The sequence below is a fragment of the Schumannella luteola genome, assembly GCF_013408685.1.
Lineage (GTDB): Bacteria > Actinomycetota > Actinomycetes > Actinomycetales > Microbacteriaceae > Schumannella > Schumannella luteola.
Genome location: NZ_JACBZY010000001.1, coordinates 2,556,045 through 2,567,046, shown reverse-complemented (window position 1 = coordinate 2,567,046; position 11,002 = coordinate 2,556,045). Strand labels below are relative to the sequence as shown.

6 protein-coding genes are annotated in these 11,002 nt (G+C 71.3%); 2 read left to right on the top strand and 4 right to left on the bottom strand.

All coding sequences use genetic code 11. The features are described from left to right. Positions 1-6 precede the first annotated feature (6 nt). The 4 genes from BJ979_RS11600 to BJ979_RS11585 all read right to left on the bottom strand — a co-directional run bounded on the left by BJ979_RS11600 (position 7) and on the right by BJ979_RS11585 (position 8,908). Positions 7-5,970, bottom strand: a complete 5,964-nt coding sequence (locus BJ979_RS11600) for an Ig-like domain-containing protein (protein ID WP_179568014.1) — start codon at positions 5,968-5,970, stop codon at positions 7-9. A gap of 7 nt (positions 5,971-5,977) precedes the next feature. Further along, the gene (locus BJ979_RS11595; protein ID WP_218853485.1) at positions 5,978-7,426 is read right to left on the bottom strand and encodes a serine/threonine-protein kinase; all 1,449 of its coding nucleotides are present in this window, start codon (positions 7,424-7,426) and stop codon (positions 5,978-5,980) included. A gap of 154 nt (positions 7,427-7,580) precedes the next feature. Further along, positions 7,581-8,351 carry a PP2C family protein-serine/threonine phosphatase gene (locus tag BJ979_RS11590; protein WP_179568010.1) on the bottom strand — a complete coding sequence of 257 codons (771 nt, stop codon included), beginning with the start codon at positions 8,349-8,351 and terminating at the stop codon, positions 7,581-7,583. Further along, entirely contained in the window at positions 8,348-8,908 is a 561-nt protein-coding gene (locus BJ979_RS11585; protein ID WP_246286764.1) for an FHA domain-containing protein, read from the bottom strand. Before BJ979_RS11585 ends, BJ979_RS11590 begins: the two co-directional genes overlap by 4 nt. 176 nt (positions 8,909-9,084) lie before the next feature. On the opposite strand from BJ979_RS11585, the gene BJ979_RS11580 reads away from it, so the two are divergent. Beyond that, positions 9,085-9,552: an Lrp/AsnC family transcriptional regulator gene (locus tag BJ979_RS11580; protein WP_141163353.1), complete on the top strand. Its 468-nt coding sequence runs from the start codon at positions 9,085-9,087 to the stop codon at positions 9,550-9,552. A gap of 5 nt (positions 9,553-9,557) precedes the next feature. Then, positions 9,558-10,961, top strand: coding sequence for an aspartate aminotransferase family protein (locus BJ979_RS11575; RefSeq protein ID WP_179568005.1), 1,404 nt, complete (start codon positions 9,558-9,560; stop codon positions 10,959-10,961). Positions 10,962-11,002 lie beyond the last annotated feature (41 nt).

Here is an 11,002-nt window from a genome sequence, read left to right as displayed (position 1 = left end):
TGCCGTCTACCACTGGTAGCTCCGTTCGTAGGTCTGTCCGCCGGAGGTGATCCGGATGATGAGCGGCTTCCAGCCGGTCAGGAGGGGCAGGGGGCTGTCGCCGACGCAGCTTCCGGGGCCGGCGTCGTTCAGGGCGGTCCAGGTGGACCGTCCGTCGCAGCTGACCTCAACTCTGTCGTAGACCGGGCTGAAGCTGGTGGAGGTCCACGACCATGTCGTGGTGACGCTGGTGATGCCGTCGGGCGTGTCGTGCGTGATCCCGTCGATGGCCAGCCGCACCGGCACGCCGATCTCCACGGGGTCCGAGAAGTTCGGGTTGCACAGCAGGCCGTCCGGATTGCTGGAGGAGACCAGCTCGCCGTACTTCTTGCAGCCCTGCACCTCGAGCGACACCCGCTTGCCGTAGTGCGAGCCGTTGCTGGCGCGCAGGTAGGCGTTCTGGCCGGGCGTGACCGGCCCCATCACGGTGGAGTCGACGCCGTCGCCGCTCAGTCGGTAGCGCACGACGTCGTAGGCGCCGGCGGGCGACACCGAGTCGCTGCCCAGGCTGAAGTCGCCGAGGCCGTCACCCGCCGCCGCGGCCGGATCGGGCGCGACGGCATTCACGGCGGTCACGCGCGGCGGAACGACGCGCGGCGTGAACGGGATCGAGGCCGAGGGGGTGCAGCCCTGGCGGTTGTAGGCGAAGACGACGAGCAGATAGCTGGTGTCGGTCGTGAGCCCGGTGAAGGTCGTCGAGGTGAAGCTGCTGTCGAGACGATCGACCTTCGCGCCCGTCGGCTCGACGCTGACCATCGGATTCCCGGTGTCGACGCCGGTGACCGTGCAGACGGGCACGGCTCCCCCGGCGACGTAGGCGACCGCGTAGTAGCGCCGGATGTCGCTTCCGTTGGGCGAGAAGACGCCGGACCATCCCAGGGTCACCTGCGCAGTGCCCACCCCGGAGGCGCTCGGCGAGGTGGTCGCGATCGGCGCGCCGGCCGGCGTCCCCGTGCCGGCCGCTTCGTTCCAGACGGCGAGCGAGTTCGGGGCGCTGTTGCGGGCGCTCACGGTGTAGCCGACGGAACTGCCGTTGATGATCGACGTTCCGGTCACCGACGCGGAGTAGGCGGTGCCGGTCGCGTCGCCCGGATCGACCGAGACGGTGCGCGAGATGCCCCCGACGGTGACGACGTAGTAGGTGATCGGGCTGCCCGCGGCGTCGGCGTCGGGCTTGGTCCAGGTGACGCGCAGCCCCGTGTCGAGCGGCGTCGAGTTCAGCGAGGTGGGCGCCGGCGGGATGATGTCCGACCAGATCGTGCCGGCCAGCGCCGTCGCGTCCGAGCGGCCGATCGCGTTGATCGCGGTGACGCTGACGCCGACGGCGTTGCTCGGCCCGTTGCCCGGGGTCGTGACCTTGCACGACGAGGAGCCGCTGCACTTCGTCGTGGTGACGCTGCCGTCGCCGCGGGTCAGCGCGACCTCGTAGGAGGTGATCGGCGAGTTGTTGGCCGGCCCGGGCGAGAAGCCGATGCGCAGGCTGCGGTCGCCGAACTCGGTCACGCGCACGCCGCTGACCGGGTCGGGGCGGTCCTGCACCGAGATGCGCACACTGCCCCAGACGTAGCGGTCGGGATCGCGGGTGGCGTCGGCCACCTGGTACTGCAGGTTCGTGTCGCCGGGCGCGGCCGAGGCCGCCACCTGGACGGTGAGCCTGCTGTTGTCGGCGCTCGGAGTGACCTTGACGCCGGCCGGCAGCGACGCCGAGTCGAGTCCGCGCACATCCATCACCCGCAGCGGGCTGCCCGGGAAGGGATTGTTCGCGAGGTCGTTCGCGAGCACGTCGACGGTGGTGGTCTGCCCGCGCTGGGCGATCGCCTGGTCGGCGACGGGCCGCACCAGCGGTCTCGTCGACGAGACGACCTTAAGCTGGATGCGCCCGGCGGTGCCGGTGTTGTCGCGGTCGCGCACGCCGAGCGTGACCGAGGCCTGCGTGCCCTTCGCCGCGGAGTCGTCGGCGGTGATGACGAGCCGCTGCCCGTTCACCTGCACGCGGAACCCGCCCGGGCTGCCGCCGGCGAGCGAGTAGGCGAGCTCGTCGAGGTCTTTCGCGTAGGGGTAGTTCGTCAGGCGCACCAGGTCGACCTCGCGCTGCTGACCGGGTTCGAACTCGAGGCTCGCACCGGTGAAGACCGGAGGCTGGTTCTGGCGCGGCTCGACCTGGATCGGCAGCGACAGCACGGCACTGCGCGTCTTCGGGTCGGTCGGGTCGCCGTCGGCGACCTCGAAGGAGATCGACGCCGGGCCGAAGTACTGATCGGCAGAGGTGTACTGCAGGGTGTCGTCGTCGACGACGAGGCTGCTGCCGTCGGCGTGGGTCGCCCGCACGCTGCTGCTGTCGGTGAGCCGCACGCGCGTGCCGCCGAGCGCGACGACGTAGTCGTTGAGGTCGATGCGCACGGTCGATTCGCTGCGCACGGTGATCTTCGGCGCGCGGGTGTCGATCTGCGGGAGCGCATCGTCGTAGCCGGGCACGCGCAGGAAGGCGTAGGCGCGCACGTTCGGGTCCTTGGGGTGCACGACCGCGAAGGGGATGATCTGACTGGCGTCGCCCACCGTGACGCGGATGCGCTTGTCGGCGAGCACGCGGGCATCCGAGGAGTAGCCGGAGAGCAGCTCCACCCCGAGACTCGACACCGCCCCGTCGGCGAAGAACACGTTGTCGAGCACGGGCACGCTGATCGTGCGCTTGCCGAGCACATCGGTGACGGTGAGCACGGTGTCGTCGGCGACCGGACGCGACAGGGGCGCATCGGTCGCCACGGTGAGCGTGATGAAGTCGGAGGCGGTGCCGCCCGTGGCGTTCTCGATCGTGTACACGAGGCCGTAGGTGCCCTCATCGCGCGGCACCTGCACGCGCACGTAGCGCGCATCCACCACGTTCGCCTTGACGGTCGCGTCGTTCGGGGTGACCGCGGTCACGCTGAGCTGCCCGCCGTCGGGGTCGGAGTCGTTGTCGAGCACCGGGATCGTCACGGTCGTGCCCGGGCGTGCTGTGACGGCGTCGGGCACCGCGACGGGGTTGCGACCGGCGTCGACGCGCGCCGCGATGCCGACGCGGATGGTGCCGGTGGCCCGCGCCCCGAGTCCGTCCATGACCGTGTAGGTGAAGGTGTCGGTTCCGCTCGAGTAGGCGCCCGCCTGGTAGACGATGCCGGTCGCCGTGGTCGAGGTGACGGAGCCCTTCTCGGGGTTCGTCGCGAGGCCGAGCAGCTGCACGGAGTCGCCATCCGGGTCGATGCCATCGAGCGGGATGCGGATGTCGACGGTCTCGCCCGCGATCGCGCGCGCGGTCACCTGGCGCGGCACCGGCGGGTTGTTGGTCGCGGTGTCGCGCTCGCGCACCGAGATCTTCACCTCGGCCTGGGCCGTCTGCCCGAGGGAGCTGATCTGGTACGCGGCGGTGAAGGTGCCGGCCTGCGACGGTGCCAGGAATCGCAGCCGGTCACCTGACGCGAACAGCAGCCCCGATCCCGAGGGCACGTCGCGCGGCAGCACGGGGTCGAGCGTGATCTCCTGGCCGTCCGGCTGCTCGTCGTTGTCGAGCACGGGGATGTCGATGATGTCGCCGACGCGCACGGTCGCGGTGTCGTCGCGCGCGATCGGCGGCTGCACGACGCTCGGGAACGGGATCTGCACGACCGTGATCGTGCCCGTCGACTCGGCGAGGCCGTTGGTGATGCGGTAGCCGAACGTCACGGCGTGCTCGAGAGGCGTCGTGAGCGTGACCCGCACCGAGCGCTGCTCGAGCACCTCGGCCTGCAGCTGCCCGGGCGGCACGTCCGTCAGCGCCGTCACCATGAGCACCCCGCCCGCCGGGTCCTTGTCGCTGCCGGCGACATCGAGGGTCTGGCTGTCGAGCGGATGCACGAACACCGTCTTCGGGATCGTGATCGGCTTCGCATTCGCGTCGGGCGGCAGCAGCACCTCGATGCGCACCTGACCGGTGACGGTCTGCGTGCCGTCGGTGACCACGTACTCGAGGTTGTGCGTGCGCACCTGGTCGCTGACGAAGGTGAAGGTGCCGGAGTCGAAGCTCGGCACGACCGTGGCGCCCGACTTCGCCGGGACCGCGTTGAGGCGCACCGCCCCGTTGCCGCCGCGCACGTGCTCGAGCGGCGAGACCGTGATGGTCTGGCCCGCGTAGGCGATCACGGGGAACGGATCGGCGATGATCGGCACCTGACCGGCGGCCCGCACCGTGATGGCGAGCGAGCCGGTGCCGTCGGCGATGCCGTCGGAGACCACGAGCGTCACCGTCTTGAGGTCGCCGCCCTCGCCGAGGTCGGAGAACAGCACCGCGCCATCCGGCTTCGAGCTGACCCGGTCGGGTGCCGGCACCGATGCGCCGCGCACGTACATCGCATCGCCGTCCGGGTCGATCCAGTCGCCCAGCACCTGGGTCGTGACCTCGCCGCCCGCGCGCACCGTCGTCTTGGAGGCGCGCACCTGCACCGGCGGCGAGTTCTCCCCGGGCTGGCGCACCGTCACCCGCACCGTCGCCGACGCGAATCCGCCGTGCCCGTCGGAGATCGTGTAGCCGAACGACAGCGCGCCGCTCGCCTCGGCCGGCAGGGTCAGCAGCAGCTGCTGGTTGCGGTTGATCAGGTCGAGTCGGCCCTGCTGCTCGGGCAGGGCATCCGCCGAGTCGATGACGAGCACGTCGCCGTTGGGGTCGTAGTCGTTGAGCAGCACCGGCAGCACGGTCGCCCGACCGGGGCGCGCGCCGAACTCGTCGTCGACGGCGACCGGCGGCTCCTGCTTCTCGGCCACCTCGGGCGGGGTGTCCTCGTCGGCGTCGACGATCTGCTGCTGGTCGTCCTTCTTGAGCAGCTCCGTCCAGTTGTCGATGAGCTCGCCGTCGTGCTGCACCGCCCAGCTGCGCCCGGTGCGCACGTCGTTCAGCACGAGGCGCTTGCCGTCGCGCACGAACACCAGCGACGCCGATCCGCCGAGCTTCTCGAGGTCGAGATCGCGTTCGCTCGAGCCCGTGCACTGACGCCAGGCCGCGCCGCCGGCCCAGGCCGCGTAGCGGCACTCGCCGAGCACCACCGGAGCCGCCGCGGCACCGCCGTCGCGGCTCACGAGTCGGCGCACGGCTCCGTCATCGAAGGGCACCGACACCAGTCCCCCGCTCCCGGCGACGAGCACCGCGTTCTCGGGCGAGGAGGTGGGCTGCTGCACGACGAGGGCGCTCGCGGCGCCGAGCGACGTCGGCAGCCCGACGACGCCGCGGTCCTGCATGGCGATGCGACGCGCATCCGCGTCGAGCACCGCCCAGCGTCCGTCGACCGCGGTGATGCCGTAGCTGTCGTCGTCGCGGGGAAGGTCGACGGGCCAGCGGCTGTCGGCCTTGAGCGCGCCGGCGGCGGCGTCGACGCGGTACACCTCGCCCGTCGACGGCCCGTAGGCCCAGAGGACGCCGTCGGGATCGACGGCCGCGACCGAGCCCTTGCCGAAGGTGAGCTGCGCCTCGGCCGAGGGGTCGAAGCTCTGCAGGTCGGCGACGGGCACGATCCAGACCTCGCCGGTGCCGCGCGCCATGATGACGACGTTGTCGCCGGCGAGCCAGGCCTCGGGCTGCTCGGGCGGCAGCGCCACCGTCTCGCCCAGCTCCCCCGTCGCGGGGTCGAGCACATCGAGCGCCGCATTGCTGCGGTCGACCACGAGCACGGTGTCGTCGTGCTGCAGCACCTCGACGTCGGTGCCGGTCGTGCGCACGACCGAGTCGAGCTCGCGCACCTGGGTGTTCACGCGGCCGACGGCCTGCTCGGCGTCGTTGACCACCCAGACCGAGCCGGGATCGAGGTCGAGCTGCTGCGCCGAGTAGCCGTTCGAGAGGATGGCGCCGGCCGCCACCACGGCGGTGATGACGGTTCCGCTCAGCGCGGTCGCCACAGCGCCCTTGCGGGCTGCGAGCCAGCGTCTCATGTCGACCTCAGCCCGCCACGATGTCGACGCACTTCGGCGAGCTCGGCTCGCCGGCGCGCCCGCCGCGGTTGACGGTCACGGTGATGCAGACGGTCGAGCCGGCGGCCGCATCCACCTTGAAGGAGTTCGCCTGCTGGAAGCTCGGCGTGTCGTCATCGACGGCGACCGAGTAGCGGTCGCCGGAACCGAGCCCCGGGTCATCCCAGCTGAAACGCACCGTGCCGTTCGACTGACTGTCGCGGATGTCGGCGACGCGCGGGATCGACTGCGCATCCTGAGTCGAGTACACGAGCACGCCGACGATGACGCCGATCACGGCGACGAGCGCCGCGATGGTGCCGATCAGCCAGCCGTTCGGACCGCGGCGTCCGCCCGCGGCGCCGGCGCGGCCCGACGACGGGACCGCCCCGCCCGACTCGCGCGGGGCGCTGCGAGCCGCCTCCGGCTGATCACCGGAGCCCGCGACCGCGGCGGCCGCCGCGCGCCGTCGTCGTCGGCGGGAGCCGCCGGCGGGAGCCGCCGCGCCGGGTGCAGCGCGGAGGCGCGTGCGCTCCCCCAGATCGCCCGCCGTCGACAGCGCCCATTCGTCCATCGCCAGCTCGATCGGCGTCTGCGCGACGCCCAGCTCCGACTCGACCAGCTGCAGCTCGCGCACGAGCTCGATGATGCTGCCGGGGCGCTGCTCCGGACGCCGCGACATCGCGCGCCGCAGCGCCTGCTCGAGGCTGGCCGGCACATCCGGGCGGCCGATCGGCTGCGGGCGGCCGCGGTTGATGCGGCCCATCAGGTCGGCGGAGCTGTTGGCGCCGTCCGGGATCTCGAACGGCGAGCGTCCGGCGAGCAGCGAGTAGATGGTGGCGGCGAAGGCCCACACCTCCGAGGCGACGGTTCCCGTCGTCTCATCCATGAGCACCTCGGGGGCCGACCACGGGATCGAGAGCCCGATCGACTCCTCGATCACATCGGTGCTCAGCGTCGAGGCGATGCCGAAGTCGCTCAGCACGGGGTGTCCGTAGGCGGTGAGCAGGATGTTCGAGGGCTTGATGTCACGGTGCAGCACGCCCGTGCGGTGCGCGGTCTCGATCGCGCTGCCGATCGTCACGGCGACGCGGAGGATCTCGGGCACGGGGATGCGCTCGCGTCGGTAGCGCTCGCTCAGCATCGCCGAGCAGAGCTCCATCACGAGGTAGGGCCGTCCGTCGGCCGAGACGCCGGCCGAGTGCACCGTGAGCACGGAGGGGTGCGCGCTGACCTGGCCCATGAGGTTCGCCTCGGCCTGGAACATCTGGCGCACGTTCTCGTTGACGACCTCGTTGAGCAGCACCTTGACCGCGACCTGCCGCCGCGGCATGTTCTGCTCGTAGAGGAACACGTCGGCGAAGCCGCCGGATCCGAGGATGTGGACGAACGAGAACCCGGGCAGCACAGGGGGCTGAGACGGCAGACGGCGCGCCAAGATCGTCCCCCTCTCCTCGAGACTCGTTGCGATTGTAGGCAGGCGCACCCGCCCATCCCGGGCACCACCCCCGAACGGGGGGCGATCGCGCGCCGCCCCGGATCGGGGGGCGCGCGGCGCGGTGACGGGCGCCCGGCGACTCGCCGGAGCGGCGTCAGCCGACGTCGACGATGAGCACCGTGATGTTGTCGCGGCCGCCCGAGGCCAGCGCCGCGTCGACGAGCGCATCGGCGGTCACGAGCGGGTCGAGACCGGCGCTGAGATGCAGTCGGATGTGCGCGTCCTCGACCTCGCGGGTGAGGCCGTCGGAGCAGATCAGCAGACGCATGCCGCTCTGCACGGGGATGCGCGTGAAGTCGGGCTCCGGATGCTCGGCGAAGCCGAGGGCCCGGGTGATGACGTTGCTCTCGGGGTGGAACTCGGCCTCGGCCTCGCTGATCGCCCCGGCGTCGACGAGTTCCTGCACGACGGAGTGGTCGACCGTGATGCGGCGCAGCTCGTTGCCCGAGAAGCCGTAGGTGCGGCTGTCGCCGAGGTTGAAGACGAGCAGCTCGGGCGCCTCCTCGCCGGCGGCGAGCACCACGCCGGTCACGGTCGTCCCGGCGCCGGCCGGCACCCCGGCGGCGACCTCGGCGATGTCGGCGACCGCGTCCTCGAGGTGGGCGATCACCTCGTCCTCGGTGCCGAGCGCGCCGCGCTCGTGCTCGTCGAGGCGCACGACAGCGGCCTTCGAGGCGAGGTCTCCAGCGGCGTGGCCGCCCATCCCGTCGGCCACGGCGAACAGCGGCGGCTTGACCACGGCGCTGTCCTCGTTGTTCTGGCGGCGGCGGCCGATGTCGCTCGCGACACCCCAGGCCAGACGCACCGGCTCCGCCCCGTCGACCTCGATCGCGATCTCGCCCGTGTACTCGCCCAGCACCGTCATCGCGGTTCCTCCCCGTCCTGCGGCGCGGCGACTCCGGGCGCCAGCACCTCGAGGGCGACACCGTCGCCCAGCTCGATCACCGTACCCGGCGGAACCACCGCCGACTCCCCCGGCCCCAGCATCCGCGCCGCCGTGCCCGGCGCCAGCACGCGGGTGCCGTTCGTCGACCGCAGGTCGCGCACGACCACCGCCGCGCCGACCTCGGTGAGCTCGACGTGCGCCGAGCTGATCTCGCCGAGCGGGGATGCGACCCGCACCAGAACCGGGGCGAGACCGTCGGGGATGCGCGGCGCCCGAGGCGCCCGGCCGACGATGACCGGCGCGCTCAGCGGAAGCGGCGCGGCGCCCCCGACACTCACTCGAAGCGTCAGATGGGCGGTGGGCTGCGGAGCCCGGGCCGCGGGCGGCGACGCCGCGAGGCCCGCGGGCTCCCGCAGCAGCCGGTGCCGCGTCTGCGTGCTCAGCTGCACCGTGTCGTCGAGGTCGTCGCGACGCACCGGCGGCGGCGAGAGCGGCATCACGGCGCCCGGGCGCGTGTCCTCGTCGTCCGCGTGCATCACCCCATCATCGGGCATCCGCCTCACGGGGAGACCGATCCGTCCGCAGCCCGGCCTGCCGCCGGCCGCGTCCGAGCCCTCGAGCACCGCGCCGCTCGGTTCGGAATCCGTGGCCTCGTCGGCGACATCCTGCGGATCCGCTTGTCTCGGCCCCGCCACGCTGTCATGATCTGGACATGGCACCCCGTTCGCGCCCGCTCGTCCTCGACGATGTGTCGAAGGCGATCATCGAGCAGCTGCAGACCGACGGACGACGCTCCTACTCCGAGATCGGCAAAGCCGTCGGTCTCAGCGAGGCCGCCGTCCGCCAGCGTGTGCAGAAGCTCACCGACGCCGGTGTGATGCAGGTCGTGGCGGTGACCGACCCGATGCAGCTCGGGTTCTACCGCCAGGCCATGATCGGCATCCGCGTCTCCGGCGACACCACCGCGGTGGCCGAGGAGATCGGAGCCATCCCGGCCGTCGACTACGTCGTCCTCACCGCCGGCAGCTTCGACATCCTCGCCGAAGTGGTCTGCGAGAACGACGACGACCTGATCGACCTGCTCAACAAGCGCATCCGCGGGATCGACGGGGTGCAATCGACGGAGACGTTCGTCTACCTGCGACTCCACAAGCAGTTCTACAACTGGGGAACACGGTGATACCGATGACCGACACCACGACGACGCTGAACGAGGCCGCTCTTCAGCAGAAGGCCAAAGACCACCTCTGGATGCACTTCTCGCGCCAGTCGACGATGGAGCACGGCGTTCCCATCATCGTCAAGGGCGAGGGGCACCACATCTGGGACGCCAAGGGCAAGCAGTACATCGACGGGCTCTCCGGGCTCTTCGTGGTCGCCGCCGGACACGGGCGCCGACGCCTGGCCGAGGTCGCCGCGAAGCAGGCCGAAGAGCTCGCCTTCTTCCCGATCTGGAGCTATGCCCACCCCGCCGCGATCGAGCTGGCCGACCGCCTGGCCGACTACGCCCCGGGCGACCTGAACCGCGTCTTCTTCTCCACCGGCGGCGGTGAGGCGGTCGAGACCGCCTTCAAGCTCGCGAAGTACTACTGGAAGCTGCAGGGCCGCCCGACCAAGCACAAGGTCATCTCGCGCGCGGTCGCCTACCACGGCACCCCGCAGGGCGCGCTCGCCATCACCGGCATCCCCGCCATGAAGGAGATGTTCGAGCCGATCACGCCCGGCGGCTTCCGCGTGCCCAACACCAACGCCTACCGCGCGAACGAGATGGGCTTCGTGGGCGATGCGCAGGGCGCCGACGCCGAGGCCTTCGGTCTCTGGGCTGCCAACCGCATCGAGGAGATGATCCTCTTCGAAGGTCCCGAGACCGTCGCCGCCGTCTTCCTCGAGCCGGTTCAGAACTCGGGTGGATGCTTCCCGCCGCCGCCCAGCTACTTCCGCCGGGTGCGCGAGATCTGCGACCAGTACGACGTGCTGCTCGTCTCGGACGAGGTCATCTGCGCCTTCGGGCGCATCGGCCACATGTTCGCCGCCGACGCCTACGGCTTCCAGCCCGACATGATCACCTGCGCCAAGGCGATGACCTCGGGTTATTCGCCGATCGGCGCGACGATCATCAGCGACCGCATCTACGAGCCCTTCCGCACCGGCAACACGAGCTTCTACCACGGCTACACCTTCGGCGGGCACCCGGTCTCGGCCGCCGTGGCGCTCGAGAATCTCGACATCTTCGAGGAGGAGGGGCTCAACGAGAACGTGCGGCAGAACTCGCCGCTCTTCCGCGCTGCTCTCGAGCGGCTCACCGATCTGCCGATCGTCGGCGACGTGCGCGGCGACGGCTACTTCTTCGGCATCGAGCTGGTGAAGGACAAGGCGACCAAGGAGACCTTCGACGACGACGAGTCGGAGCGCCTGCTGCGCGGCTTCCTCTCGAAGGCGCTCTACGACGCCGGCCTCTACTGCCGCGCCGACGACCGCGGCGACCCCGTCATTCAGCTCGCCCCGCCGCTCACGATCGGGCCGAAGGAGTTCGACGAGATCGAGGGCATCCTGCGCGGCGTGCTGACCGAGGCGTGGACGCGACTCTGATCGGCTGATCCGCTGCCGCGCTGCGCGCGCTGACCATGACG